The 24,916-nt window shown below is 70.0% G+C and carries 25 protein-coding genes and 4 tRNA genes; 19 read left to right on the forward strand and 10 right to left on the reverse strand.

Annotated features, from left to right (window positions below; translation table 11 throughout):
* Positions 1-3 precede the first annotated feature (3 nt).
* From kdpC to GL325_RS03230, 4 genes are all read left to right on the forward strand, one after another.
* Positions 4-588 (forward strand): potassium-transporting ATPase subunit KdpC, encoded by a 585-nt coding sequence (gene kdpC / locus GL325_RS03215; RefSeq protein ID WP_187768589.1) that lies wholly within the window; start codon positions 4-6, stop codon positions 586-588.
* A gap of 28 nt (positions 589-616) precedes the next feature.
* A complete protein-coding gene (locus tag GL325_RS03220; RefSeq protein WP_255955469.1) occupies positions 617-3,127 on the forward strand; it encodes an ATP-binding protein in 2,511 nt (836 codons plus the stop codon).
* Positions 3,124-3,804 carry a response regulator gene (locus tag GL325_RS03225; protein ID WP_154595184.1) on the forward strand — a complete coding sequence of 227 codons (681 nt, stop codon included), beginning with the start codon at positions 3,124-3,126 and terminating at the stop codon, positions 3,802-3,804. Before GL325_RS03220 ends, GL325_RS03225 begins: the two co-directional genes overlap by 4 nt.
* Before the next feature lie 93 nt (positions 3,805-3,897).
* Positions 3,898-5,268, forward strand: coding sequence for a serine/threonine protein kinase (locus GL325_RS03230; RefSeq protein ID WP_230081287.1), 1,371 nt, complete (start codon positions 3,898-3,900; stop codon positions 5,266-5,268).
* A 13-nt stretch (positions 5,269-5,281) separates the two neighbouring features.
* Here GL325_RS03230 and GL325_RS03235 read toward each other — a convergent pair whose 3' ends face one another.
* The 4 genes from GL325_RS03235 to GL325_RS03250 form a co-directional block, all read right to left on the reverse strand.
* Positions 5,282-6,934 (reverse strand): ATP-binding cassette domain-containing protein, encoded by a 1,653-nt coding sequence (locus GL325_RS03235; RefSeq protein ID WP_187411870.1) that lies wholly within the window; start codon positions 6,932-6,934, stop codon positions 5,282-5,284.
* Between the two features lie 116 nt (positions 6,935-7,050).
* Positions 7,051-7,122 (reverse strand) — tRNA-Val (locus GL325_RS03240).
* Between the two features lie 75 nt (positions 7,123-7,197).
* Entirely contained in the window at positions 7,198-8,364 is a 1,167-nt protein-coding gene (locus tag GL325_RS03245; RefSeq protein WP_187768591.1) for an HNH endonuclease, read from the reverse strand.
* A 45-nt stretch (positions 8,365-8,409) separates the two neighbouring features.
* The gene (locus tag GL325_RS03250) at positions 8,410-9,243 is read right to left on the reverse strand and encodes an aminotransferase class IV (protein ID WP_187768592.1); all 834 of its coding nucleotides are present in this window, start codon (positions 9,241-9,243) and stop codon (positions 8,410-8,412) included.
* An 81-nt stretch (positions 9,244-9,324) separates the two neighbouring features.
* On the opposite strand from GL325_RS03250, the gene GL325_RS03255 reads away from it, so the two are divergent.
* The 4 genes from GL325_RS03255 to GL325_RS03270 all read left to right on the forward strand — a co-directional run bounded on the left by GL325_RS03255 (position 9,325) and on the right by GL325_RS03270 (position 10,559).
* Positions 9,325-9,396 (forward strand) — tRNA-Gly (locus tag GL325_RS03255).
* A 32-nt stretch (positions 9,397-9,428) separates the two neighbouring features.
* Positions 9,429-9,499, forward strand: a tRNA-Cys gene (locus GL325_RS03260).
* A 23-nt stretch (positions 9,500-9,522) separates the two neighbouring features.
* A tRNA-Val gene (locus tag GL325_RS03265) sits at positions 9,523-9,594 on the forward strand.
* A gap of 209 nt (positions 9,595-9,803) precedes the next feature.
* The gene (locus GL325_RS03270) at positions 9,804-10,559 is read left to right on the forward strand and encodes an SGNH/GDSL hydrolase family protein (protein WP_187768593.1); all 756 of its coding nucleotides are present in this window, start codon (positions 9,804-9,806) and stop codon (positions 10,557-10,559) included.
* Between the two features lie 6 nt (positions 10,560-10,565).
* Here GL325_RS03270 and GL325_RS03275 read toward each other — a convergent pair whose 3' ends face one another.
* Both GL325_RS03275 and GL325_RS03280 read right to left on the reverse strand, forming a co-directional pair.
* Positions 10,566-11,468 (reverse strand): hypothetical protein, encoded by a 903-nt coding sequence (locus GL325_RS03275; RefSeq protein ID WP_187768594.1) that lies wholly within the window; start codon positions 11,466-11,468, stop codon positions 10,566-10,568.
* A complete protein-coding gene (locus GL325_RS03280) occupies positions 11,468-11,719 on the reverse strand; it encodes a helix-turn-helix domain-containing protein (RefSeq protein WP_154595189.1) in 252 nt (83 codons plus the stop codon). Before GL325_RS03280 ends, GL325_RS03275 begins: the two co-directional genes overlap by 1 nt.
* A 90-nt stretch (positions 11,720-11,809) precedes the next feature.
* On the opposite strand from GL325_RS03280, the gene GL325_RS03285 reads away from it, so the two are divergent.
* The 4 genes from GL325_RS03285 (at position 11,810) to GL325_RS03300 (ending at position 16,337) form a co-directional block, all read left to right on the forward strand.
* Positions 11,810-13,453 carry an acyl-CoA dehydrogenase family protein gene (locus GL325_RS03285; RefSeq protein ID WP_187768595.1) on the forward strand — a complete coding sequence of 548 codons (1,644 nt, stop codon included), beginning with the start codon at positions 11,810-11,812 and terminating at the stop codon, positions 13,451-13,453.
* Positions 13,454-13,717: 264 nt separating this feature from the next.
* Positions 13,718-15,394 carry a nitrite/sulfite reductase gene (locus GL325_RS03290; RefSeq protein ID WP_154595190.1) on the forward strand — a complete coding sequence of 559 codons (1,677 nt, stop codon included), beginning with the start codon at positions 13,718-13,720 and terminating at the stop codon, positions 15,392-15,394.
* Positions 15,391-15,579, forward strand: a complete 189-nt coding sequence (locus GL325_RS03295; RefSeq protein WP_154595191.1) for a hypothetical protein — start codon at positions 15,391-15,393, stop codon at positions 15,577-15,579. The genes GL325_RS03290 and GL325_RS03295 overlap by 4 nt, the downstream gene beginning before the upstream one ends.
* Positions 15,576-16,337, forward strand: coding sequence for a sirohydrochlorin chelatase (locus GL325_RS03300; RefSeq protein WP_154595192.1), 762 nt, complete (start codon positions 15,576-15,578; stop codon positions 16,335-16,337). Before GL325_RS03295 ends, GL325_RS03300 begins: the two co-directional genes overlap by 4 nt.
* 25 nt (positions 16,338-16,362) lie before the next feature.
* On the opposite strand, the gene GL325_RS03305 is transcribed toward GL325_RS03300, so the two are convergent.
* A complete protein-coding gene (locus GL325_RS03305) occupies positions 16,363-17,199 on the reverse strand; it encodes a PPK2 family polyphosphate kinase (RefSeq protein WP_154595193.1) in 837 nt (278 codons plus the stop codon).
* A gap of 38 nt (positions 17,200-17,237) precedes the next feature.
* Between GL325_RS03305 and GL325_RS03310 the strand changes: the two genes are divergently transcribed.
* The 7 genes from GL325_RS03310 to GL325_RS03340 all read left to right on the forward strand — a co-directional run bounded on the left by GL325_RS03310 (position 17,238) and on the right by GL325_RS03340 (position 21,808).
* Positions 17,238-17,936, forward strand: coding sequence for a pyrimidine reductase family protein (locus GL325_RS03310; protein ID WP_187768596.1), 699 nt, complete (start codon positions 17,238-17,240; stop codon positions 17,934-17,936).
* 9 nt (positions 17,937-17,945) lie between these two features.
* A complete protein-coding gene (locus tag GL325_RS03315) occupies positions 17,946-18,443 on the forward strand; it encodes a universal stress protein (RefSeq protein ID WP_154595195.1) in 498 nt (165 codons plus the stop codon).
* Complete coding sequence (gene msrB / locus GL325_RS03320) at positions 18,440-18,859, forward strand: peptide-methionine (R)-S-oxide reductase MsrB (protein WP_187768597.1); 420 nt, start codon at positions 18,440-18,442, stop codon at positions 18,857-18,859. The genes GL325_RS03315 and msrB overlap by 4 nt, the downstream gene beginning before the upstream one ends.
* A 189-nt stretch (positions 18,860-19,048) precedes the next feature.
* Positions 19,049-19,594 (forward strand): DUF6318 family protein, encoded by a 546-nt coding sequence (locus tag GL325_RS03325; protein WP_187768598.1) that lies wholly within the window; start codon positions 19,049-19,051, stop codon positions 19,592-19,594.
* On the forward strand, positions 19,594-20,334 hold the full coding sequence (locus GL325_RS03330) for a PKD domain-containing protein (RefSeq protein WP_187768599.1): 741 nt from the start codon (positions 19,594-19,596) through the stop codon (positions 20,332-20,334). Before GL325_RS03325 ends, GL325_RS03330 begins: the two co-directional genes overlap by 1 nt.
* Positions 20,335-20,471: 137 nt before the next feature.
* The gene (locus GL325_RS03335; RefSeq protein WP_187768600.1) at positions 20,472-21,023 is read left to right on the forward strand and encodes a DUF6318 family protein; all 552 of its coding nucleotides are present in this window, start codon (positions 20,472-20,474) and stop codon (positions 21,021-21,023) included.
* Positions 21,024-21,046: 23 nt separating this feature from the next.
* A complete protein-coding gene (locus GL325_RS03340; RefSeq protein WP_187768601.1) occupies positions 21,047-21,808 on the forward strand; it encodes a hypothetical protein in 762 nt (253 codons plus the stop codon).
* Here the strand turns inward: GL325_RS03340 and hemQ are convergent.
* From hemQ to hemE, 3 genes are read right to left on the reverse strand one after another with little or no spacing between them, the layout of a single operon-like run.
* Positions 21,757-22,449, reverse strand: coding sequence for a hydrogen peroxide-dependent heme synthase (gene hemQ, locus GL325_RS03345; protein WP_187768602.1), 693 nt, complete (start codon positions 22,447-22,449; stop codon positions 21,757-21,759). The two genes, GL325_RS03340 and hemQ, sit on opposite strands and share 52 nt — an antisense overlap.
* Positions 22,450-22,459: 10 nt before the next feature.
* Positions 22,460-23,794, reverse strand: a complete 1,335-nt coding sequence (gene hemG, locus GL325_RS03350) for a protoporphyrinogen oxidase (protein WP_187768603.1) — start codon at positions 23,792-23,794, stop codon at positions 22,460-22,462.
* Positions 23,794-24,855 (reverse strand): uroporphyrinogen decarboxylase, encoded by a 1,062-nt coding sequence (gene hemE, locus GL325_RS03355; protein ID WP_187411867.1) that lies wholly within the window; start codon positions 24,853-24,855, stop codon positions 23,794-23,796. The genes hemG and hemE overlap by 1 nt, the downstream gene beginning before the upstream one ends.
* Between the last annotated feature and the right edge of the window lie 61 nt (positions 24,856-24,916).

The following is a 24,916-nucleotide window of genomic DNA, read 5'->3' on the forward strand; positions in this document are numbered from 1 at the left end:
CTCATGTACTCCCTCCTGACCGACCTCGTCCGCCAGAGCGCCGCCGGCCTGCGCCTGCTGCTCGTCCTCACCGTCCTGCTGGGCGTCGGCTACCCCGCCGCCGTCTGGGCCGTGGCCCAACCACTGGGCGACCACGCCGCCGGACAGCCGGTCCGCCTGGACGGGGAGGTCGTGGGATCGGCGCTGCTCGGACAGCAGTTCGAGGGCGAGCGATGGTTCCACTCGCGCCCCTCCCCCAACGACCACGACACGCTGGCCTCCGCGCCGAGCAACCTCGGCCCCTCGAACGAGGACCTGATGGCCACCATCGCCGAGCGCCGCGACACCGTCGCCGCGGCGGAGGGCGTCGATCCGCAGCAGGTGCCGGCGGACGCGCTCACCGCCTCCGGCTCGGGACTCGATCCGCACATCAGCCCGGAGTACGCACGGCTGCAGGCCGACCGCGTCGCCCGCGCCAACGACCTGACCCCCGAGCGGGTCGCCCGGCTGATCGAGTCGGCCACGAGCGGCCGGTCCTGGGGATTCCTCGGCGAGCCCGGCGTGAATGTGCTCGAGCTCAACCTGGCGATCGCACAGGAACGTCCGTGATGGTCGCCCAGGGTGGAGACTGGGGGCCGTGACAGGTTCAGCGGACCGGGGGCGGCTGAGGGTGTACCTCGGCGCGGCGCCCGGCGTCGGCAAGACCTTCCGGATGCTCGACGAGGGGCACCGCCGCCGTGACCGCGGGACCGACGTGGTCATCGGGTACGTCGAGACTCACGGCAGGCCCCGGACGGCCGAGCTCGTCGGAGACCTGGAGATGGTCCCGCGCGCGCAGGTTCCCTACCTCGGCACGATGCAGACGGAGATGGACCTGGACGCGATCCTGGCCCGCTCCCCGCGGGTCGTGCTCGTCGACGAGCTCGCGCACACGAACGTGCCGGGCAGCCGCCACGCGAAGCGGTGGCAGGACGTCGAGGCGTTGCTGGACGCGGGGATCGAGGTCGTCACGACGGTCAACGTCCAGCACCTGGAGTCGCTGAACGACGTCGCCGCGTCGATCACCGGTGTCCGCCAGCGCGAGACCGTCCCCGACGAGGTCGTCCGGGGCGCCGACCAGATCGAACTCGTCGACATGAGCGCCCAGGCGCTCCGCCGGCGGATGGCGCACGGCAACGTCTACACGGCCGACAAGGTCGACGCGGCGCTGTCGCAGTACTTCCGGGAGGGGAACCTGACGGCCCTGAGGGAGCTGGCCCTGCTGTGGCTGGCCGACCAGGTGGACGACGGGATGGAGCGCTACCGCGACCAACACGAGATCACCGGCACGTGGGCGACGCGCGAGCGCATCGTCGCGGCCGTCTCCGGCGGGCCCGAGTCGCTGACCGTCATGCGGCGCGCCGCCCGGATCGCGTCCCGCAGGGCCGGTGGAGAGTGGCTCGCGCTGTACGTCACGCGCCACGACGGCCTCAGCGGTGTCGGACCGGATCGGCTCGCAGCCCTGCGCACGAAGGCCGAGGAGCTGGACGGCACCTTCCACACCCTCGTCGGCGACGATGCGGCCGAGGCCATCCTCGAGTTCGCCCGGGCCGAGAACGCGAACCAGGTCCTCATCGGCGCCAGCCGTCGCAGCCGGACCGCGACCCTCCTGCGCCCCGGTCTCGGCGAGCGTCTCATCGCCACGTCGGGCGACGTCGACGTGCACATCGTGACCCACGACTACGCGCGACGCCGCGGCGCCGGGCCGGCCAGACCGGGGCCGACGCTGAGCACCCGCCGTCGTGTCGCCGGCTACCTCTTCGCGCTGGTCGGCCCCACGCTCCTGAGCCTGGTGCTGAAGCTCATGGGCGACGAGTCCGGCCTGCCCTCCGAGTCGATGGCGTTGCTGGCGGTCGTGGTGGCGACGGCGCTGATCGGCGGTCTCGTCCCGGCCGTCCTCGCGGCGCTGCTGTCCGGCCTGCTGCTGAATCTGCTGTTCACGCCGCCGTTGCTGCGGCTCACCATCGCCGAGCCGGGGAATGTCCTGGCCCTGGTGCTGTTCGTGATCGTCGGCATCGCCGTGGCGACCGTCGTCGACCACTCCGCACGCCGCGCGAGTGAGGCCCGCCGGGCACGTGCGGAGGCCGACTCCCTGACGGTGCTGGCGCACAGCCTGCTCAACTCCAGTGACGACCTCACCGGGCTCCTGGGCTCGGCGTGCGAGCTGTTCGGGGCCGACGGCGCGGCCATCGTTCGGCGGACCGAGGCCGGGCGGTGCGAGACCATCGCGAGCATCGGCGACGCACCCCGGTCGGTCGACGCCGCGGACATGTCGACCGCGATCGACGACGCGACCACGCTGGTCCTGCGCGGCGGCCGCCACACGGCGTCCGAGCGCAGCCTGCTCAACGCCTACGCCGCCTACGCGAAGGTCATGACCGAGCGGCGCCGGGCCCGGGCGGCCGACGTCGAGCGATTGCGGCTGAGCGAGGCCGACCGCACCCGCACGGCGCTGCTGGCCGCCGTGTCGCACGACCTGCGCTCGCCCCTGGCGGCCGCGAAGGCGTCCGTGTCGACGTTGCGCAACACGGACCTCGACCTCTCGCCCGAGGACCGGACCGAGCTGCTCGAGAACATCGAGACCTCCACGGACCGGTTGACGGCTCTCGTGACCAACCTGCTCGACATGAGCCGCATCCACACCGGCGCCGTGACCGCCCACCCGACGGAGGTCAACCTCGAGCACGCCGTCCGCGACGCCCTGGTCCACCTCCCCGGGAGCGAGCGCATCGCCGTCGACCTCGCCCCCGACCTGTTCGCGCTGGCAGACCCGGGCCTGCTCGATCGCGTCGTGGCCAACATCTGCGAGAACGCTCTGAAGTACACGCCTGCGGAGGCGGCAGTCCGCGTCGACGGCACGGCCGCGGACGGCCGGGTGTTCGTGCGGGTCTCCGATCACGGACCGGGCATCGCCGATCACGACCAGGGTCGCCTGTTCGTGCCCTTCCAACGCCTCGGCGACGTCCCCGGTCAGGACGGCGTCGGGCTGGGGCTGGCGGTGGCGCGCGGCCTCACCGAGGCCATGGGTGGCAGCATCAGGACCGAGGACACCCCAGGAGGCGGGCTCACCTTCGTGATCGACCTCCCCCGAGCGCAGGAACTGCCATGACCTTCGTGCTGGTCGTCGACGACGATCCCGCCATCTGCCGCACCCTGGCGATCAACCTGCGCGCGCGGGACTACGAGGTCGAGACGGCCGGGGACGGGCGCTCGGCGTTGCAGATCGTTCACGAGCGCCTGCCCGACGTCGTGTTGCTCGACCTCGGACTGCCCGACATCGACGGGATCGGCGTGCTCACCCAACTGCGCGCGTTCTCGGCCGTGCCGGTGATCGTGGTGTCGGCGCGCAGTGAGCCGGACGACAAGGTCGAGGCGCTCGACCTCGGGGCCGACGACTTCGTCACGAAGCCGTTCTCGCTGGAGGAGCTCTTCGCGCGGATCCGCGTCATGACACGCCGCTCCGGGGCCGAGCAGCCGGGCCTGTCCCTGCGCGTCGGCGACCTGAGCCTCGACGTCGCGGACTCCCGGGCCACCCGCGCCGGAGAGGAGATCCACCTGACGCCCATCGAGTGGAAGATCGTCGCGGCACTGGCCCGCAAGCACGGCCGGCTGGTCCGCCAGAGCGAGTTGCTCAGGGCCGTCTGGGGACCGGGCTACGAGCGTCAGACCAACTACCTGCGCGTCCACCTGGCGAGCATCCGCCGCAAGCTGGAGTCCGATCCGGCCCATCCGCGGCTGTTCGTCACCGAGCCGGGCATCGGGTACCGCTTCACCGCCGACGTCTGAGAGTCGACCCCTGGCGCCCCATGTGTGACCCAGATCACCACAGAGTGAGATCGGGGGTGTCACTGCGAGTTACATCGGGTGCATGATCCACCCATGCCCCTGAAATCACGCATCCTTCGCGGTGCCGCGACGCTCACCGCAGCCGTCACCGCCGCCGCTCTGACCTCGTCCGGGGCGGCCAACAGCGCTGACACCGCGACCCCCGACTCGCTCCGCGACGTGATGTTCGTGGGCAACAACTGGGCCGGCACCGCGTCGATCGTGGACGCCCGCAACCCCGAGATCCTCAAGTCCGGCATCAACCTGATCCCGGACAAGGCCCAGGAGATGCGCGACATCACCCGGAACCCGCTGCGCCTGATCACCTTCACCGCGGTTCGGGTGGGACCGGGCCAGGGCCACGACCAGTTCGTCGACGACATGTTCAGCACCCAGGACGGCAAGTACCTCGCCGTCTCGCGCCCGAGCTTCGCCGACGTCGTGTGGATCGACATCGCCAAGGCCGTCGCCGGCGACCCGAACTCCATCGTCGCCGAGACGCCGATGGACGGGTATCGCAGCGATCACGCGGGCCTCTCCCCCGACGGCAAGCGACTGCTGGTGAGCGACTCGGTGGAGCGCCAGGTCATCGAGTTCGCCATGGTCGACCAGACCCTGCCCGACGGCAAGGCCGTCAAGATGGGCGATCGCCTGCGCACCTTCGAGTCGGGCGACACCCCGCACGAGAACAACTATTCCGACGACGGCCAGCGCATCTACCACGCGTCGATCGGCTCGGCCTACACGTCCTTCGACGGTCCCGGCGGCGACTGGACCAAGGGCGACCGCTGGTTCGAGATCGTGCGCAACGCCGACTTCGGGATCGACAAGCGCTGGGACATGGGCAAGGAGCTCGCCGAGGCGGGTCACCCCAAGATGAGCTCGGCCGTGCGCCCCATGGCGATCGCCCCTGGTGAGCGCTTCATCTACTTCCAGGTCTCCTGGTACCACGGGATCGTCGAGTTCGACACGCAGGCCGCGGACGTCAACGGCAAGGTCGACTACTCCACCGGCAAGATCGCCGAGCCCCGCACCGGCGCCGTGACGCGGCTGATCCCCCTGCCCAACCGCGTGCCCAAGATGCCCATCACCGACTACGTCAACGACTCCGCGCACCACGGCCTGTCCATCGACGACTCCGGCACGACCCTGTGTGCCGCCGGCACGATGGACGACTATGCCGCGCTCGTCGACCGGGCCACCGGCGCGGCCACCTTCTTCGACAGCACCACCACGGGGCACAGCTACCTGAAGCCCTACTGGACGACCGAGGGCCTGGGCGACACGTGCTGGATCTCGCTGTCGGACTCCGACGCCGTCGCCGTCCTGGACGTGAAGACGAAGAAGGAGATCGCCTACCTGCCGGTCGGCGACCACCCTCAGCGTGTGCGGCTCGGCACCGTCGAGCGGGCACTCTTCGGCTGAGCGGCCCGAGGGCTCAGCCCGCGTGGACCACGGTGACCCGGCCGTGGTCCACGTGCCAGCGCTGGTCGAGCCGGACGTTGTCCAGCAGCCGGCGGTCGTGCGAGACGAGCAGCAGGGCGCCGTCGTAGGACTCGAGGGCCTCCTCGAGCTGCTCGATCGCCGGGAGGTCGAGGTGGTTGGTGGGCTCGTCGAGGACGAGGAGGCTGACGCCGCGCGCCTGGAGCAGTGCCATCGCGGCCCGCGTCCGCTCGCCCGGCGAGAGCCTGCCCATCAGGCTCGTGACCTGCTCGGCCCGCAGACCGAACTTCGCCAGCAGCGTCCGGACGTCGGCGGGAGCCATCTGTGGAACGACCGTCTCGAACGCGGTGCCCAGCGGGAGGTCCTCGGCCAGTCCTGTGCGGGCCTGATCGATCTCGCCGATGGCGACCGTGGCACCCAGGCTCGCCCGTCCGCTGGTGGGCGCGATCCGGCCGAGGAGAAGCCGCAGCAGGGTCGTCTTGCCGGCGCCGTTGGGACCGGTGACACCGATCCGGTCCCCGGCATTGACCTGGAGTGACGCCGGGCCGAAGGTGAACCGGCCGAGGGTCGCGCTGGCCTCATCGAGGGTCGCGAGCACCGAGCTGGGACGTGGGGCGCTGCCGATCGAGAACTGCAGCTGCCACTCCTTCCGGGGCTCGGCCACCTCGTCCAACCGCGCGATCCGCGACTCCATCTGGCGGACCTTCTGGGCCTGCTTCTCCGAGGACTCGGCGCTGGCCTTGCGGCGGATCTTGTCGTTGTCGGGCGCCTTCCTGATGGCGTTGCGGACCCCTTGCGAGCTCCACTCGCGCTGGGTGCGCGCGCGACGGACCAGGTCGGCCTTCGTGTCGGCGAACTCCTCGTACGTCTCCCGGGCGTGCCGACGTGCGATCGCCCTCTCCTCCAGGAACGCGTCGTAGCCGCCGTCGTAGACCGCCACCTGCTGCTGGGCCAGGTCGAGCTCGACGACGCGCGTCACCACCCGGGAGAGGAACTCGCGGTCGTGCGAGACCAGCACGATGCCGGCGCGGGCCCCTCGCACGAAGTCCTCGAGTCGCTCCAGGCCTGCGAGGTCGAGATCGTTGGTGGGCTCGTCCAACAGGACGATGTCGAAGCGGCTGAGCAGCAGCGCGGCCAGCGCGGCTCGGGCCGCCTGCCCACCGGACAGCGAGGTCATCAGCGCGTCAGGGCCCACGTCCAGACCCAGATCGGCGAGCATCGGCGGCAGTCGATCGTCCAGGTCCGGGGCGCCGCTGGCCAGCCAGTGGTCGAGGCTACGTGCGTAGGCGTCCCCGATGAGCCCCTCCGGGTCGTCCTCCCCGAACGCCTCGGCCGCCCGCTCCATCGCGGCGCTGGCGGCGGCGGCACCCGTGCGGCGAGCCACGTACTGGGCGACGGTCTCGCCCTCGATCCGCTCGTGCTCTTGCGGCAGCCATCCGACGAAGGCGTCGCTGGGTGCCGTCGACACCGAGCCGTCGATCGGATCCAGGTCACCGGCGAGGATCCGCAGCAGCGTGGTCTTGCCGGCACCGTTGACACCGACCACGCCCACCACGTCGCCCGGGGCGACGGTCAGGTCGAGGGATTCGAACAGGACACGGTGCGCGTGCCCGCCCGCGAGGTCCTTCGCCACGAGATGCGCGCTCACGCCATGATCATAGGTTCCGACCGTCCCGGGGCGGCTCGCGGAGTCCCGGCGGCTTCGGAACAGCCCTCGCAAAGACGAAAACCCCGGAACCGTTGCGATTCCAGGGCTTTCTCGGGTGGGCGATACTGGGTTCGAACCAGTGACCTCTTCGGTGTGAACGAAGCGCGCTACCACTGCGCCAATCGCCCGAGTGCGACGACCAGCCTAACGCACTCCCCCCGCCCCACACGAATGGGGGGCATGACTTCGATCCCGGCCGCCGCTCAGGCGACGCGTCGGATGGTGCCGTCGCGGGCGTGGACGTGCGTGTGGCACACGGCGCAGCGGCCGGTCATCGCGCCGAGATCGGTCGGCCCTCCCAGGGACCAGGGGATCTCGTGGTGGATGTGGTCGATCGAGTTGCGGCACCCCTCGGTGGCGCACTCGCCACCCTGGCGGAGCCAGATCGCGTGACGTTGGCGGCGGGTCGCGAACCGCTCGGCGCGGCCGATGTCGAGGATCTGCAGGTTCGGTTCGATCTTCTCGACGAGCACCGGCGTGAGGGTCGCCCCGCAGGCCAGATGGCGCAGCAGGTTCGCGCCGATCATGCCGAAGCCGACGAGCGTGGCCGGCTCCCCCGCCGCGAACGAGGACTGGGCACCGGGCGCCAGCGCCTCGCGCAGCGTGCCGGCCTCGACGATGACGTGCAGTTGCGGCGTCAGGGTGCCGTCGGTGGGCAGGCCCTCGGCCAGCACGCGCGCCAGGAGGTCGTCGAGCGCGTCCACACGGCGCTGGGCGGCCGTGCGGTCGTCGTAGGCCTCGGTGGGCACCGACGCCGAGGCGAGGACCGCGTGGAGGCGCGCGCCGGTCTGGATGGGTAGGAACCCGTGGACGTGCCACCCGTCCTCGACCTGGTGCACCTGCAGATCACGCCGGTCCATGCCGCGCAGCCACGCGTCGTCCAAGGCCTCGGGATGGACGACGGCCTTGAAGCGGCGCACCACCTGCTTGAGCTCGGCAGGCTCAGCAGAGCGGGCGACCTCGAGGAGCGCGCCTTCGAGCTCGCGCGTCTCGGACTCGCCCACATGCCGAACCGAGAAGTCGAACACCCGGACGTGCGCAGCCGAGACACGGCCGTGACGGTGGTGCTCGGCCACGTCCGGGAGCCGGCGCATGGTGCGGGCCGAGCGCAGCCGGGCGCGCGTCTCGGCGCCGTCGAACCGCAGTTCGCGCCGTGCCCAGGTCTGGATCGTCGCGGCGTCCTCGTCGCGGTGGGCCGCGGTCTCATCCATCTCGAGCAGGCCCTCGCTGATCGCCGCATTGATCGCATCGCGTGCCGCCACCAAGGCCCGGAGCTCGTCCGCCTTGGTGGCGGTGACCGACCGCACGGCGTGCGCGGCGTCGCGCATCAGCGCGATCACCGTGTCGCCCGGGGCGGTCGTCGAGGTCATGGACACGACACTAGGGACGACGTCTGACACCGACGCGGGCCACTGTCACGGGTCGGTCGACTCGGCCTCCTTGAGCCGCCAGATCTCCTGGGCCCGCCGGGTGATCGGGCCGGGCGCGGACAGCTCGCGGTCGTCGACACGACTGATCGCCTGGACCGTCCGCGTGGTCCCGACGAGGATCACCTCCTCGGCCTCGAAGAGCACCTCCAACGGGGCGTCCTCCTCGACGACGTCGATCTCGCCCGCCAGCCACTCGATGGCCAGTGCACGCGTGATGCCGGCCAGGCAGCCGGACTCGAGCGTCGGCGTCACGAGTCGCCCGTCGCGGACGTACATGATGTTCGAGCCGGTCCCCTCGCACAGCTGGCCGCGCGTGTTGGCCATGACGGCCTCGGAGGCACCTCGAGCGTGGGCGTACTCGACCATCTTGGCGTTCTCGGCGTAGGAGGTCGTCTTCAGGCCAGCCAGTGCGCCACGCTCGTTGCGCGTCCACGGCACCGTGACGATCGAGCTGACCGGTCCGGGCCGCTCGGCGGGCTCGGTGACCACAACGTGCGTCAGCCCTGCGTCGCCCCGCGGTGACCCCAAGGGCCCGGGCCCGGACGTCACCGTGATGCGGATGCGGCCGAACGGGAGCTCCTGACCGGCCATCGTCGCGGCGACCCCCTCGCGCACGGCGTCGACATCGGGTCGGGCCAACCCCAGGCCCTCGGCGGATCTCACCAACCGGTCCAGATGACGCGTCAGGGCGAACGGCTCGCCGTCGATCACCGCCGCCGTCTCGAACACGCCGTCGCCCACGACGAGTCCGTGATCGAGCACGCTGATCGCTCGTTCACGCGGGGATTCCAGCAAGCGCCCATCCACCCAAGCCTTCATGGATCGACCATATGCCGACCCGGTTTTGGATGCTCGGAAGACATCGGTTAATGTTTTCTCTCGGCCGGTAAAACGGCCAGCGCGGATGTGGCTCAGTGGTAGAGCATCACCTTGCCAAGGTGAGGGTCGCGGGTTCGAATCCCGTCATCCGCTCGGAGAGGGTCTCGGCAGGCCCATGATCCATCGGTGGGTTGGCCGAGAGGCGAGGCAACGGACTGCAAATCCGTTTACACGGGTTCAAATCCCGTACCCACCTCGCAGGAAAAAATGAATAACCACGGGCGATTGGCGCAGCGGTAGCGCGCTTCCCTGACACGGAAGAGGTCACTGGTTCAAACCCAGTATCGCCCACAAGACGAAGGCGTCGGAATCCACAGATTCCGGCGCCTTCTTGCATGATTCCCCGACTGCCGAGGCGCGGCCTCGGGCACCTCACTCCTCACGGATGCACCTGCATGGACCTCGGCGCGGCACGGCGTATGATCATGACTCGCCGGTGACCGCGACTCGGGTCGTTGTCGTCGCCCCACTCATCGGTACAACCCATTGGAGGATCTGGCGTGACGTCCCGTGCCCACTGGCCCCGCCGTCGTGCCGGATTCGTCGTCCTCAGCATCGCCTCCACCCTGGCGGCCCTGGTCACCAGCGCCGGCGCCGCGGCCCCCGGGTCCCCGGCGGCTGCACCGGCCACGATCACCCCGACCGCCGCGGCCGAGCGGGCCACGATGCTGGTGGTCGGCGACTCCTACTCCTCGTACTACGGCGACCGGCGCAGCCGTTATCCCGGCTGGTGGGCGATGGTGGCCCAGGATCTCGGGCTCGAGCCGCAGGTGGTGGCCGAAGGGGGCACCGGGTTCCTGTCCCGCGGCGTCGCCTGTGATCGCACCCGCTACCGCGCCCGGCTCGACACCGTGGCCACGGCCCGTCCGCGCATCATGGTGGTCGAAGGTGGTCGCAACGACTGGCGCCGCTGCACCGCCGACGGTCGCCTGGTCGAGGCCACCCGCACGCAGATCGAGTCGGCCGCCGACGCATTCTTCGCCGATCTCGCCGAGGTGTGGGACCAGCTGGACCACCCGCGCGCCGACGTCTACGTCATGAGCCCCTGGGGAACGTCCAAGGCACGCAAGGGCCGCATCATCCGGCCGATCGTGCGCGACGCCGCCGAGCGGTACGGGTTCACGTGGGTGAAGACCAGCCCGCTGAACCTCGAGCAGGCCCCGGACGGCATTCACCCCAACAACGAGGGCAGCCGGTTCCTGCGCGACCAGGTCCTGCAGAACTCGGACCTGTCGGAGCGCTTCACCCGCGCCTGACGGCCGTCACGCCGTGCCGCAGCGGGCGCAGAACGACGAGCCCACGCGTCGCGGCGCATGACACGTCGAGCACGGCGCCACGACGTCGCGCCCACACCCGCCGCAGTGAGGACCGTCCGCCAGCCCCGCCTCGCGCAGCGGGAAGCCACAGAACGGGCACTCCCCCTTGCGCACCCGGCGTCCTGGCAACCTCGCGGCCAGGTAGCGCTGCAGGACACGGAACGCGATGACGGTCGCGACGACGCCGATCGCCGAGAGCACGAACGGGCCGAGGTCCAGCGGGTCGATGTAGTCGGTGATGTAGTCGACGGCGAAGACCAGCGCCATGACCGCGCCGACGATCGCACCGGAGTACACGAGCGTGACGTAGCGCGATTCGCGCCGGCGCAACCATGCGAGCAGCTGATAGGCACCGACCATCCAGCCGGCGATGAAGACCAGCCGGATGCCGGCCACCAGCCATGCGCTCGACCCGGAGCGGCTCGCGCGCTCCTGGTGCGCACGCGCCTCATCCGCCTTCTGCGACGCCGCGTCCCACTCGGCGTTCGCCTGCTTCAGCTCGGCCTGACGACGGTTGTACTCCACCTTCGCCTCGTCGTAGTCGGCTCGCGCCTCGGCGACGCCGCTGCCCTCCTGCAGCGCCACCTTGTACTCCTCACGCTCCAGGTTGAGCGCCGCCTGGGCGTCGTCCCGGGCCGACTCGGCGGCCCAGCGTGCCTCGTCCTTCTCGTTCTCGATCGACTCCGCGGCGTTCAGCGAGGAGGTGTCGCCCAGCGCGTCGTCGACCCACTCGGGCACCTGGACGTAGAACCAGACGGTTCCCACCAACAGGAACAGCGCGAGGACGACCGCCAGCACGCGTTCGCTGCGTGTGGTCGCGATCTCCTCGGTGTCGACTCGGGTGCTCATCAGGACTCCTTCACGGGTCGGGTGCGAGGGCGGAACGTCACGTTCAGCTCGCAGTCGAGTGCAGCGGCGATGCGCAGCAGGGTGTCGAGTTTCGGCGGGCGTGAGCCGGACTCGAATCGGGCGATGGCCGACTGGGTCGTGCCGCACAGGTCGGCCAGCTCACGCTGCGAGAGTCGACGCAGCGTGCGCTGCTCGACCACCTGCTGGGCGATGCCCTCGTAGAAGTGGTCGTGCTCGATCGGTCCTCGCATGCCGGGACGGTATCGCATGCGTGCTATGCATGTCCATAGCACGCGTGCAATGGTCGACCTGTTGTCCGCATCACGTTCTACGGTGGGCCCATGGATCCCGTGCAGCGCATCCCCGAGAACCAGGCCGTGCCCTTCGACGACGTCAACATCGCGACGGCGGACCTCCCCCTGATGGATGCGGTTCGCGCCCTCGGCGCTGACCAGGCGGGCCAGATCCGTACCTACCTCGAGCCCATCGGCGCACTGGCCGGCACCGCCGAGGCACGGGAACACTGGCACCTGGCCAATGCCTATCCCCCGGTCCACGAGCCGGTCGACCGGTTCGGCCGGCGGATCGACGAGATCCGCTTCCACCCCTCGTGGCACTGGCTGATGGAGCGCGGCGTCGGCTTCGGCCTCACCGCCGAGCCGTGGACGTCCGACCGGCCGGCAGCCCACCTGCGCCGCGCTGCGGGCTTCTACACCTGGGGCCAGGTCGAACAGGGACACATGTGCCCGATCACGATGACGTACGCGGTCGTCCCCGCCCTGCGCACCGACCCCGAGCTCGCGGCGCAGTGGACCCCCGGCCTGGCCTCCACCACCTACGACTTCGGCCTGCGCGCTCCGCAGGACAAGGCGGGCCTCCTCGCCGGCATGGGCATGACCGAGAAGCAGGGCGGCTCGGACCTGCGCATCAACAGCACCCTGGCCAAGGCCACGGACGTCCGGGGCGAGTACCGACTCACGGGCCACAAGTGGTTCACCTCGGCGGCGATGAACGACGTGTTCCTCGTCCTGGCCCAGACCGACGCCGGCTCCACGTGCTTCGTCGTCCCGCGCGTGCTGCCCGACGGCTCGCGCAATCCGCTGACGATCGTGCGCCTCAAGGACAAGCTGGGCAACAAGTCGAACGCCTCCAGCGAGCTGGAGTTCGAGGACACGTGGGCCGTGCGCCTGGGCGAGGAGGGTCGTGGGATCCGCACGATCCTCGAGATGGTCTCGGCCACGCGGATGGACTGCATCCTCGGATCGGCCTCGATCATGCGCAAGGCGTTCGCCGAGGCGGCCTGGCACGCTCGACACCGGTCGGCCTTCGGCGCCCGCCTGATCGACCAGCCCGCCATGGTCGGCGTGCTGGCCGACCTGGCGCTCGAGTCCGAGGCCGGCATGCTCGCGGGACTGCGACTCGCCGCCGCCATGGACCGCCCCGACGACGAGCACGAGCGCAACCTGCGGCGCATCGGACTGGCCCTGGAGAAGTACTGGGTCTGCAAGCGCACGCCGATGATGGTCGGCGAGGCACTGGAGTGCCTCGGCGGCAACGGCTATGCCGAGGAGTCGGGCATGCCACTGCTGTTCCGCGAGTCGCCCCTGAACTCGATCTGGGAGGGCAGCGGCAACGTGAACGCCCTCGACGTCCTGCGGGCGCTCTCGCGCGAGGACGGCGCCCTCGAGGCCTGGCGCACCGAGGTCGGCACGGTCCGCGGCGAGGACGCCCGGCTCGACGCCGCCGCGTCCGAGGTCCTCCAGCGGCTCGCCGACCCCCACGACGCCGCGGCCTCGGCGCGCTGGCTGGCGTCGCGGATGGCAGCCATCTTGCAGGGGGCGTTGATGATCCGTTACTCCACCCCTGCGGCGGCCGACGCGTTCTGCGCCTCACGGCTCGGCGGCCAGTGGGCAGGCACCTTCGGCACCCTGCCCCGCGGACTCGATCTGGAGGCGATCGTCGAGAGGGCCCAACCGGCCGTGTGAATTTTCGCTGGAATCCCGCGAGAAGCTCTCCGTTCGTCTTGCAGTGCGGACAACTGTCTCGGCATTCGAGACGTCCGCTTGGTGGACAGACGTCTCAGTGGACAGACTGTCTGCATGCTCGCCGCACAGACCGTATGGCTCGTGGAACGACTCCACGTCGACCTCGGTCGTGCGCGCTCGATGATGTGTCGTTGATCCTGCCTGCCCGCAGTCCCCGCGCCGAGGCGACAACGCCCGCGCACCAGCCACGCGACAGAGAGCACCATGACCTCCACTTCAGCCGCACCTGCTCGTCCCCGCCGCCGTAAGGGCGAGGGCCAGTGGGCCCTGGGCTACCGCGAGCCGCTCAACGCCAACGAGCAGTCCAAGAAGGACGACAACCCGCTCAACGTGCGCGCCCGCATCGAGAACATCTACGCGCACCGCGGCTTCGAGAGCATCGACGGCGGCGACCTGCGCGGCCGGTTCCGCTGGTGGGGCCTCTACACCCAGCGCAAGGCCGGCATCGACGGCGGCAGGACCGCCACGCTCGAGCCCGAAGAGTTGGATGCCGACCGCTTCATGATGCGCGTGCGCATCGACGGCGGACAGCTCTCGCTGGAGCAGCTGCGCGCGATCGCCGACGTCTCCGTCGACTTCGGCCGCGGCACCGCCGACGTCACCGACCGGCAGAACATCCAGTTCCACTGGATCGACGTCCGCGACGTGCCGACGATCTGGCAGCGCCTCGAGTCGGTCGGGCTGTCCACGCAGGAGGCTTGCGGCGATTGCCCGCGCGTCATCCTGGGCAGCCCTGTCGCCGGTGTCTCCACCGACGAGATCATCGACGGGCGCCCCGCGATCGACGCGATCGAGAGCCGCTACATCGGTGACCAAGCCTTCTCGAACCTGCCGCGCAAGTTCAAGTCGGCCATCAGCGGCCACCCGGGGCATGACGTCGTCCCGCAGATCAACGACGTGGCCTTCATCGGTGCGATCCACCCCGAGCACGGCGCCGGCTTCGACGTGTGGGTCGGGGGCGGCCTCTCGACGAACCCCCACCTGGCCAAGCGGCTGGGCGCCTGGGTCCCCCTCGACGAGGTGCCCGCCGTCTGGGAGGGCATCATCAGCATCTTCCGCGACTACGGCTACCGCCGCCTGCGGTCGCGTGCCCGCCTGAAGTTCCTCGTCCAGGACTGGGGCATCGAGAAGTTCCGCGAGGTCCTCGAGACCGAGTACCTCGAGCGCGCGCTCATCGACCTCGACGCTCCCCCGGTTCCCGACACCCCCGTCGACCACGTGGGTGTGCACCGTCAGGTCGACGGCCGTTACTACGTCGGCGCGGCCACCACGGTGGGCCGGATCTCCGGACCGATGCTCCAGCAGCTCGCCGATGTCGTCGAGGCGCATGGCTCGGCCCGGATCGCGCTGACACCGATGCAGAAGATCATCGTGCTCGACGTCGAGGAGGCCCAGGTCGAGTCGCTCGTGGCCGCCCTGGCCGACCTCGGCCTGCATGCGCGGCCCTCGGCCTGGCGCCAGCACACGATGGCCTGCACCGGCATCGAGTACTGCAAGCTCGCGATCGTCAACACCAAGGACCGCGCGGCCCAGCTCATCGACGAGCTCGAGCAGCGCGTGCCCGAGCTGGACACGCCGATCACGGTGAACGTGAACGGCTGCCCCAACTCGTGCGCGCGCATCCAGACCGCCGACATCGGACTGAAGGGCCAGCTCGTCCTGGACGACGACGGCCGCCAGGTCGAGGGGTTCCAGGTCCACCTCGGTGGCGCTCTGGGCATGGATGCCGGCTTCGGCCGCAAGCTCCGGGCCCACAAGGTCACCGGCGACCAGCTGCCGGACTACGTCGAGAAGCTGTCGCGCACGTACCTGGCCAACCGCGACCAGGGCGAGTCCTTCGCTCGCTGGGTCGCCCGCGCCGACGAGGAGCTGCTGCGATGAGTGAGCGCCTGGTCCCCTACTCGTGCCCGTACTGCGCCGACGAGAACCTCCGTCCGCACGGCGAGACGCACGGCGAGTGGGAGTGCCGCAGCTGTCTGCGAGCCTTCCGCCTCAAGTTCCTGGGCCATCTGGCCCGCCACACCGACACCACCACAGCACCGCAGGAAGGGAGGAACGCACGATGACCGCACCCGCATTGATCGCCCTGGCTCATGGCAGCCGCGATCCGCGATCGGCCGACACGATCAACGCCCTCACGGAGGTGGTGGCCTGCATGCGTCCCGACCTGCGTGTCGAGACCGCCTACCTCGACCTGTGCGGCCCGAGCCTCGACGAGGTCGTCGAGCGCCTCGCCGCCGAGGGCTTCGGCGAGATCGTCGTCGTGCCGCTACTGCTGACCGACGCCTACCACGCGAAGGTCGACGTGCCGCAGGCCGCGCAGGCGGCCGCCGCGACGCACGACGTCCGCATCGAGGTCACGAAGGTCCTGGGCATCGAGGGTACGTTCCTCAACGTCCTGGACCGCCGGCTGCGCGAGGCGCTGGCCAAGAACCGGGTGCGCGAGCTCGACGCCCTGGTGCTCGCGGGCGCCGGCTCGTCGGACTCGCTGGCCAATGCGATGATCGCCCGGGCCGCTCGCGCCTGGGGTGCCCATCACAAGCTGCCGACGATCGCCGCGTTCGCGTCCACCGCTCCCCCGGCGGCCAGCGAGGCCGTGCGCGCGCACCGCGCCGACGGCCGCCGGCACATCGCCGTGGGCATGCTGTTCCTGGCCCCGGGCGTCCTGCCCGATCGGGTCACGGAGCTCGCTCTCGAGGCCGGCGCCGTGGCGGTCGCCGAGCCGCTGGGCGTCGCCGACGAGGTGGCCGAGGTCATCCTGGCCCGCTACGCCGTGGGCGCCGTCGACCTCGTGCCGATGGACGCGCTCTTCGCGGACGTCTGAGTCGACCACCGGACGAGGCGCCTGGTCACATCGTGGCCAGGCGCCTCCTCTGTTCCGCGACGTCGAAGTCGGCGCGGGGCCAGTCGAGTCCCAGATCGGTCAGTGTCTCGCCCAGCATGGTGGCGACCGCCCAGTTGCGGTACCACTTGCGACCGGACGGGACGACGTGCCACGGGGCGTGGTCGGTCGAGCATCGCTCGAGCACCGTCTCGTACGCCGCCTGGTACTCCGGCCACAGCTGACGGTCGTCGAGGTCGCCGGGGTTGTACTTCCAGTACTTGGTCGGGTCGTCGAGCCGGGCCGCGAGCCGCTCCTCCTGGTCGTCGGGGCTGATGTGCAGGAAGCACTTCAGCAGGACGCCCCCGCCGTCGACGAACCGCTCCTCGAAGTCGTTGATGGCGCCGTAGCGCCGCTCGATCTCCTCGGCCGACGCCAACGCACGGACGCGCCCGACGAGGACGTCCTCATAGTGCGACCGGTCGAAGACGCCGATCATGCCCGGCGCCGGCAGGTGTTTCTCGATCCGCCACAGGAAGTCGTGCTCGCGCTCCTCGTCGGTGGGCGCCTTGAACGCGGTGATGGCCAAGCCCTGGGGATCGACCAGGCCGGCGGCGTGACGCAGCGTGCCGCCCTTGCCCGACGTGTCCATCCCCTGCAGCAGGATCAGCACCTTGCGGTCGGTCGTGCCGGCGATGCCGTTGGCGAACAGCAGCTCCTGGGCGTCCATCAACTCCTCGCCGATCTGCGGCAGCCTTCGCTTCGCGTCCTTCTTCTTTCCCTCGAACCCCGGGGTCTCGTCCGAGGCTCGCGTGGAGAGGTCGATGGGGCCGCTGGTCGCCAGCGTGGATCGCAGATCCGTCATGATCGGCAGTATGCCCCAGGTTCCCCTACCGTGGCTCCATGCCGGATCTGAAGGAACTCGCTGACCTGTACGCCTACCCCGAATCCCACAAGCCGTGGCTGAGGACCAACTTCGTCGCATCGGTCGACGGCGCCGTCCAGAATCCCGAGGGCTTGTCCGGCAACCTCGGCGGCGAGCCGGATGCCAGGCTCTTCAAGGTGCTGCGCAGTCTGAGCGACGTGGTCGTGGTCGGCGCCGGCACCGTCCGGGCCGAGGGTTACCACCCGATCTCGGCCGACTCCATCCACGAGTCGCTGCGTGAGGGCCGCTCGCGCGTCCCCGTCCTGGCGGTCATCAGCCGCAGCCTGGTACTGCCCGAGCAGGTCGTCGCCCCCGGTCTCGTGGTCATCACGCCGGCTTCGTCCTCGGTCGAGAGGCGCCAGGAGCTCTCGCGCACGGTCGAGGTCGTCGTCGCGGGCGAGACCGAGATCGACTGGGCCGCCGTGCTCGATGCCTTCGCCGCACGCGGCCTCAACCGCGTCCTGTGCGAGGGCGGCCCCGACCTGAACGGCACCCTGGTCGATCTCGACCTCGTGGACGAGACGTGCCTGACGATCTCGCCCCACCTCGTGGGCGGGCCGGCCAAGCGCATGACGGTGGGCGCACAGGCCGTCGAGCGCCCGATGCGGCTGGGTCACGCCATCGACGAGGACGGGGTCCTGCTCACGCGGTGGGTCCGCGACCGCCGATCGGCCTAGTCTGGGCTCATGTACAACGTGGCCCTGCTGGTGGAACGCAAGCTCATCGACATCGACGCCGACCAGATCCTCGCCCTGCACGAGGGGGTGGACGACCAGGTGACCTATCACATGATCCTGCCGGTCGACAGCTCGCCGGCGGCGCTCAGCATCTCGATGACCGCCTTCGGCGGGGCGCAGTTCGTCCCGATGGAGGAGCCGGCCGCGTACGACCGGATCGAGGACGAGATGCGCCAGGAAGCCCAGGAGGAGCTGGACGCCTCCGCGGCGCTGCTCACCGAGCGTGGCCAGACGGTCACGACCAAGCTCGTGGAGTACGACCCGATCGACGCCCTCTCCGACCTGGTCAAGGAGCAGTCCTGCGACGAGGTCATCATCTTGACCGAGTCGCACGTGGTGCGTGAGTTCCTTCACCTCGATTGGACGTCCCGGGCGAGAAGAAAACTGGACGTCCCGACGTTGCACCTGTTGGAACACCTGAGTTTCGACGAACAGGCGGAGATGTGAGCGACAAGACTGACAAGACCTACGCGGTCGATCGTCCCGACGACGAATGGCGCGAGGAGCTGAGCGCCGCGGAGTACCACGTCCTGCGCCAGGCCGGCACGGAGCGACCCTTCAGCAGCGACTACGAGCACGACCCGACGGTCGGCGTCTACCGCTGCCGTGGCTGCGGCGCCGAGCTGTTCCGCAGCGAGACCAAGTTCGACGCCCAGTGCGGCTGGCCGTCGTTCTACTCCCCGCTGGCCGAGGACCGTGTCGAGTACATCGAGGACACGGCCCTGGGGATGAAGCGCACCGAGGTGCGCTGCGCGAACTGCGGCTCGCACCTGGGGCACGTGTTCCAGGGCGAGGGCTTCGCCACCCCCACCGACCTGCGCTACTGCATCAACGGGATCGCCCTGGACCTCCAGGCTGACTGACCCCGTCTCGCGCCGCCGCGCGCGAGATGTGTAGCGGTGAGTACCTTCTCCGTGCGAGAAAGGTGCTCACCGCTACGCATCTGTACCGGCCTTCGTCCACAGCTGTGAGACGAGGGCTCCCTGTCATCCGCCCGGGTCGCTAGGGTTCCTGCAACTCGGCGTCCCAGCGCCGGGCCTTGGGGGGAACACATGCGGATTCTGGCCACCGCCGTCGTCGCGTCGCTCGCGTTGAGCCTCGGCGCCTGCAGCGAGGACGACCCTCGCCCTGCCGACCCCACCTCCGCCGCGACGACTCCTGCGAACCCGGACGCCACGCTGCCGCCCATGCCAGCAGGGGCGAGGGACGCGACGCCAGGCGGGGTGACCAAGTTCGTTCACCATTACGTCGCCGTGCTCAATTACTCTGCGCTTACTGGCGATGTTCGAGAAATGGAGACGCTTTCCGGCCCCGCCTGCGAATCCTGCATGAACTACATCGATCTCTTCAGAAAGACCTACGAAGACGGGGGTCACTTCAGAGGAGGGGCCTGGAGCTTCGATGGCGCCAAGGTGCGATTCACCACAGCCAAGGAACCGGGTTACGTGACGGCAATCGTCCGGATCGCACCCGGCGAGCAGAAGTTAACTGACGGCGCGCCGGAGACTGAAACCGGGGCAAAGGAATCGGTCTTGACGTTTGAAGTCACGCCAAGCGATCCTCGACAGATCGCAGAGATCCTGAAGGGCGACCTCTGATGAAGGTCGCGGTTCTCCTCGTCGCCGTACTTGCCTTCATGCCGCACTCCCTGAGCTCCGAAACGAGGGTCGAGGAAGACGCCCGCGACCCCGAGCTGATGATCAAGAAAACAGTGGAGAAGCCTCCACGAGGCGGCGAGCCGATTCGAACCAGGAACCCGGGCCAGCCGAGCGATCCCGGAGCGGTACCGATCACAGAGCCGGACCCGTTCTACTGCCGGCCCGAGGCACCCTTCCCGCAGGACGACTGCCTGCCACCCCCGGAACCGGGCGAGCCGGCAGAGCCCGCCGATCCGGACCAACCCGAGGTCACACCAGGTGACGTCGTCGAGGCAGTCCGCCGCGTCGGGCTACCGAGGTTGAACGTCGCGGTGCAACCCGCCGGCTCCACCCTCGTGAACCTCGAGACGATCTTCCACACCACCGCTGCACCGTTCGAGCGCAGCGTGCCGATCCTGGGATCCACCGTCGACCTGCGCGCCACCCCGGCCACCTACACCTGGCACCACGGCGACGACACCACCCAGACCACCACCAGGCCCGGCCGCCCCTACCCCGCACTCGACGTCATCCACCGCTACCGCCGACCCGGACAGGTCGCACCACGCGTCGACGTCACCTACGCGGTCGCCTACCGCGTCGACGGCGGCGCCTGGCAGAACCTCGGCACCACCATCACAGCACCCGGACCCGCCACCACGCTGCGCATCCGCGAAGCACGGCCCGTCCTCACCGACTGACCGGTCGCGTCAGCCGCTGCGAACACACCCGCCTCATCGTTCTCCACAGGCATGAGACGAGACTCCCCCGCCGGTCAGGCGCTCGCTAGGGTTCCCGTAACTCGGCGTCCCAGCGCCGGGCCTTGGGGGGGGAACACATGCGGACTCTGGCCACTGCCGTCGTCGCGTCGCTCGCGTTGAGCCTCGCGGCATGCAGCGAGGACGAACCTCGCGAGCGACCTGATGCCTCGTCGGAAGCGACGGTGAGACCACCCAGCTCGCCACCGCCCGCGCGGCCTGCCGGCATGACGGCTGATTCCCCGCAGGGCGTCACCGACTTCGTCTCGTACTACCTGAAGGTCCTCTCCTACGCGCACCTCACGGGGAATACAGAAGAACTTGGCCGCCTATCCGATCTCTCTTGCAGTGCATGCCAGTCGTATGTATCTGCCATCGACGAGCTCGCGAAGGACGGCGGAACGATCACCGGGGGCACACGCACTTTCTCCGGCGCCAGAGTCCGGTACTCGGGCTCAGGGGGCGAGAGCCTCCTCACGATCAACGTGAAAATCGGCTCCGGAACTCGTCAAGCCACACCAGCCTCGGAAAAGGTGCGCATCGCAGCTTCCGAGATGCGATTGACCTTCGGGGTGAAAGGCACGGGAGCTGATCGCAGAATAAGCCGCATCTTCCAGGGTGACCCAACATGATCCGAGGGTTTCTCACTCTAGCCATGCTGGTCTTCGGACCGTTGACCCTCAGCGACCCAGACGTGGGTGAGGACCCGTTCCACCAAGGTGACGTAATCATCTGGGACGAAACGACGACTTCACCGAAGTCACCATCACCGGATTGGGCCAAGGACCAGGTAACCGGCCCGGTCCCAAACCCAGACGCAGAGCCGGAGCCGTTCTACTGCCGACCCGAGGCACCGTTCCCGCAGGAAGAGTGCCTGCCGCCACCGGAGCCGGGCGAGCCGGCCGAAACGGCCGACCCCGACCAACCCGAGGTCACACCAGGTGACGTCGTCGAGGCAGTCCGGCGCGTCGGACTACCGAGGTTGAACGTCGCGGTGCAACCCGCCGGCTCCACCCTGGTCAACCTCGAGACCATCTTCCACACCACCGCTGCACCGTTCGAGCGCAGCGTGCCGATCCTGGGATCCGCCGTCGACCTGCGCGCCACCCCGGCCACCTACACCTGGCACCACGGCGACGACACCACCCAGACCACCACCAGGCCCGGCCGCCCCTACCCCGCACTCGACGTCATTCACCGCTACCGCCGACCCGGACAGGTCGCACCACGCGTCGACGTCACCTACGCGGTCGCCTACCGCGTCGACGGCGGCGCCTGGCAGAACCTCGGCACCACCATCACAGCACCCGGACCCGCCACCACCGCATCCGCGAAGCACGGCCCGTCCTCACCGACTGAGGCAGATCAGGGCCAGAGCTCGGTCAGCTCGGCCACCGACATCGAGCGGCCCGTGTAGAACGGCAGCTCCTCGCGCACGTGGAGACGGGCGTCGGTCGCGCGCAGGTCGCGCATCAGGTCGACGATGCGGTGCAGCTCGTCGGCCTCGAAGGCCAGCAGCCACTCGTAGTCGCCCAGCGCGAAGGACGCGATCGTGTTCGCGCGGACGTCGGCGTAGTCGCGGGCGGCCTCGCCGTGCTCGCGCAGCAGACGGCGACGCTCGTCGTCGGGCAGCAGGTACCACTCGTACGAGCGCACGAACGGGTACACGCACAGGTAGTGCTTCGTGGTGTCGTCCGCGAGGAAGTTCGGCACATGGGAGCGGTTGAACTCCGCCGGGCGGTGCAGGCCGGCGTTCGACCAGACGGGCGCCAGGTGCGAGCCCAGTTCGGTCCGGCGGAACGCGTTGTAGGCGTCCTGCAGGGCGTCGGCCGTCTCGGCGTGCCACCACACCATCAGGTCGGCCTCCGCCCGCATGCCGCTGACGTCGTAGGTGCCGCGCACGACGACGTCGTCGAACTTCGCGAAGAGCGCCTCGACCTCGGCGGCCATCGCGGCACGGTCACCGTTCGCGAGCGGACGCTCGACGCGGAACACCGAGTACATGGCGTACCGGATGGTGGCGTTGATCTTCTCGGGGTCGACCTCGTGCGTACTCATACGTCCATTCTCACCCGGCGAGGGTTCGCTCGGCCGCGGCCCTCCCGGTGGCCACGACCGCGGCGATCCCGACGCCCTCATAGGCGGCGCCACAGACCTCCAGTCCGGGGACGGTCGCGATGTCCTCGGTGACCGTGCGGACGAGGTCGCGGTGCCCCACCTCGTACTGCGGCAAGCCACCGCCCCACCGCTGCACGACGGACGCCCGGACGGTGCCGAGCGAGCCCTGGGGCTCGACGATCGAGCGCAGGTCCGTCACCGCGAGGTCGACCAGTGCGGCATCGTCGCGCTGCAGCACGCCCGTGTCGCCGGCTCGACCGATCGACGCGCGGACCACCGTGGCGCCACCGGCCGCCTCGGCGAGCCACGCCCACTTGCGGGTCGAGAACGTCGCCGCCTTGATGTCCATCGGCTCCACCGGGGGCACCAGGAAGCCGGTCCCCGCAGGCAGGTCGGCGCCGTCGAGCAGCAGCGCCACGACACCCATCGATGCGTAGTCGACGCCGGCGAGCGCGAACGCCGCGCGCGGAGCGGCCTCGGCCAGCAGCCGCGAGGCGGCGGGAGCCGGCGCCGCCATGACGACGGCGTCGAAGCGCTCCCGGACGGGCGCGGTGGTGGGTCCGACGACCAGCTCCCAGCCGTCGCCGTCACGACGAACGGAACGGACGGTGGCCCGGGTCCGCACCTCGAAGCCACCCGCGTCGACGATCGCCCGAGGCAGCCGTCCGACTCCCCCGCGCAGTCCCACCAGAGCCGGACCGGTCGCCTTCGGGGCGGCGGCGCGAGCCATGGCACCGGCCAACAGATCGGGGCCGAGCTCACGGATCACGGGTGCGGCCGCGTGCAGGGAGAGCCGATCCGCGTGGCCCGCGTAGACACCGCCCAGAAGCGGCTCGACCAGGCGGTCGACGACGTCGCGTCCCAGGCGGTCGGCCACGAACGAGGCCACCGACACGTCCTCGTCCGGCACCGGCAGCGCCGTCGACGTCACGGCGGACTCGAGGATGCCCGAGCGCACGAGCGCGTCGAGGTCGGACGGCACGCCCATGATCGTGGGCGGCAGCGGACGCAGCGCCCCGCGACTCCAGACCATCGACGGCACCGGCTCCGGCGCCACGAGGTCGTCGGAGAGGCCGACGGCCTTGACCAGGTCGACCGCCTCGGGACGACGCGCCAGCATCGCCTCGGCGCCGACGTCGACCAGCAGGTCGTCCAACTGCGCCTGGCGGATCTTGCCACCGATCTCGGGCGAGCCCTCCAGCAGCACCGGCTCGGCGCCGGCCGTCGCGAGATGGAACGCCGCAGACAACCCGGCGATCCCGCCACCGATGACCGCGACGCGCATCAGGACTCCGGCTGGTAGCCGTGGACGAAGTCGACCAGACGGGTCAGCGCGTCGGGGTCGGTCGCCGGCAGGACACCGTGGCCGAGGTTGAACACGTGGCCGTGGGCCGCCCGGCCCGCGTCGATGATCCGTGCGGCGCGCTCGTGCACGACGTCCGTGGGCGCGAACAACACGGTGGGGTCGAGGTTGCCCTGCACGGCACGGCTCCCGACCCGGCCGATCGCCTCGTCCAGGGGGACGCGCCAGTCGACGCCCACGACGTCGGCCCCGGCCTCGCCCATCCGTGACAGCAGCTCACCGGTGCCGACACCGAAGTGGATCCGCGGCACGTCGAGGTCAGCGACGGACTCCAGGACGGCGGCGGAGTGCGGACGCACGTACGTGTCGTAGTCGACCGGCGACAACGCACCGGCCCACGAGTCGAACAGCTGGATCGCCGACGCCCCGGCCTCGACCTGCAGCCGCAGGAACTGCGAGGCGATCGCCGAGATCCGGCCCAGCAGCGCGTGCCACAGCTCGGGATCGCGGTACATCAGCTCCTTCGTGCGGCGGTGGTCACGCGAGGGCCCACCCTCGACGAGGTAGGACGCCAAGGTGAAGGGCGCGCCGGCGAACCCGATCAGCGGCGTGTCCCCCAACTCCTGCACGAGGCCCTTCACGGCGTCGGTGATCGAGGTGACGTCGTCGGGCTCGAGGTCGCGCAGCGTCGCCAGCTGGTCGGCCGAGCGGATCGGGTCGGCCACGACCGGGCCCGTGCCCGGAACGATGTCGAGGTCGACGCCGATCGCCTTGAGCGGCACGACGATGTCGGAGAAGAAGATCGCCGCGTCGACGCCGTGACGGCGGACGGGCTGCATCGTGATCTCGACGACCATGTCCGTGCGGAAGCAGGACTCCAGCATCGGCACGCCCTCGCGGATCGCGAGGTACTCCGGCAACGAGCGGCCGGCCTGGCGCATGAACCACACCGGAGTGTGGGCCGGCTCGAGGCCGCGGCAGGCGCGGAGGAAGGGACTCGTGATGGCGCTGTCGACTGCGGTGGCGCTGACGTCATGGGTCACCCTTCGAGTCTGTCACGCCCTGCGTGTCGAACCGCCCGACCCCGCGTCCCGTGCCTAAGAT

Origin of the sequence: Aeromicrobium sp. 636, from assembly GCF_024433585.1 — a bacterium.
Taxonomy (GTDB): domain Bacteria; phylum Actinomycetota; class Actinomycetes; order Propionibacteriales; family Nocardioidaceae; genus Aeromicrobium; species Aeromicrobium senzhongii.

What these genes read in the sequence shown, in the direction of transcription:
- kdpC (WP_187768589.1), top strand. Translation starts at nt 4, where the DNA reads ATGTACTCCCTCCTGACCGACCTCGTCCGCCAGAGCGCCGCCGGCCTG.
- GL325_RS03225 (WP_154595184.1), top strand. Translation starts at nt 3,124, where the DNA reads ATGACCTTCGTGCTGGTCGTCGACGACGATCCCGCCATCTGCCGCACC.
- GL325_RS03230 (WP_230081287.1), top strand. Translation starts at nt 3,898, where the DNA reads ATGCCCCTGAAATCACGCATCCTTCGCGGTGCCGCGACGCTCACCGCA.
- GL325_RS03245 (WP_187768591.1), bottom strand. Translation starts at nt 8,364, where the DNA reads ATGACCTCGACGACCGCCCCGGGCGACACGGTGATCGCGCTGATGCGC.
- GL325_RS03250 (WP_187768592.1), bottom strand. Translation starts at nt 9,243, where the DNA reads ATGAAGGCTTGGGTGGATGGGCGCTTGCTGGAATCCCCGCGTGAACGA.
- GL325_RS03275 (WP_187768594.1), bottom strand. Translation starts at nt 11,468, where the DNA reads ATGAGCACCCGAGTCGACACCGAGGAGATCGCGACCACACGCAGCGAA.
- GL325_RS03280 (WP_154595189.1), bottom strand. Translation starts at nt 11,719, where the DNA reads ATGCGAGGACCGATCGAGCACGACCACTTCTACGAGGGCATCGCCCAG.
- GL325_RS03285 (WP_187768595.1), top strand. Translation starts at nt 11,810, where the DNA reads ATGGATCCCGTGCAGCGCATCCCCGAGAACCAGGCCGTGCCCTTCGAC.
- GL325_RS03290 (WP_154595190.1), top strand. Translation starts at nt 13,718, where the DNA reads ATGACCTCCACTTCAGCCGCACCTGCTCGTCCCCGCCGCCGTAAGGGC.
- GL325_RS03295 (WP_154595191.1), top strand. Translation starts at nt 15,391, where the DNA reads ATGAGTGAGCGCCTGGTCCCCTACTCGTGCCCGTACTGCGCCGACGAG.
- GL325_RS03300 (WP_154595192.1), top strand. Translation starts at nt 15,576, where the DNA reads ATGACCGCACCCGCATTGATCGCCCTGGCTCATGGCAGCCGCGATCCG.
- GL325_RS03305 (WP_154595193.1), bottom strand. Translation starts at nt 17,199, where the DNA reads ATGACGGATCTGCGATCCACGCTGGCGACCAGCGGCCCCATCGACCTC.
- GL325_RS03310 (WP_187768596.1), top strand. Translation starts at nt 17,238, where the DNA reads ATGCCGGATCTGAAGGAACTCGCTGACCTGTACGCCTACCCCGAATCC.
- GL325_RS03315 (WP_154595195.1), top strand. Translation starts at nt 17,946, where the DNA reads ATGTACAACGTGGCCCTGCTGGTGGAACGCAAGCTCATCGACATCGAC.
- GL325_RS03325 (WP_187768598.1), top strand. Translation starts at nt 19,049, where the DNA reads ATGCGGATTCTGGCCACCGCCGTCGTCGCGTCGCTCGCGTTGAGCCTC.
- GL325_RS03330 (WP_187768599.1), top strand. Translation starts at nt 19,594, where the DNA reads ATGAAGGTCGCGGTTCTCCTCGTCGCCGTACTTGCCTTCATGCCGCAC.
- GL325_RS03335 (WP_187768600.1), top strand. Translation starts at nt 20,472, where the DNA reads ATGCGGACTCTGGCCACTGCCGTCGTCGCGTCGCTCGCGTTGAGCCTC.
- GL325_RS03340 (WP_187768601.1), top strand. Translation starts at nt 21,047, where the DNA reads ATGCTGGTCTTCGGACCGTTGACCCTCAGCGACCCAGACGTGGGTGAG.
- hemQ (WP_187768602.1), bottom strand. Translation starts at nt 22,449, where the DNA reads ATGAGTACGCACGAGGTCGACCCCGAGAAGATCAACGCCACCATCCGG.
- hemG (WP_187768603.1), bottom strand. Translation starts at nt 23,794, where the DNA reads ATGCGCGTCGCGGTCATCGGTGGCGGGATCGCCGGGTTGTCTGCGGCG.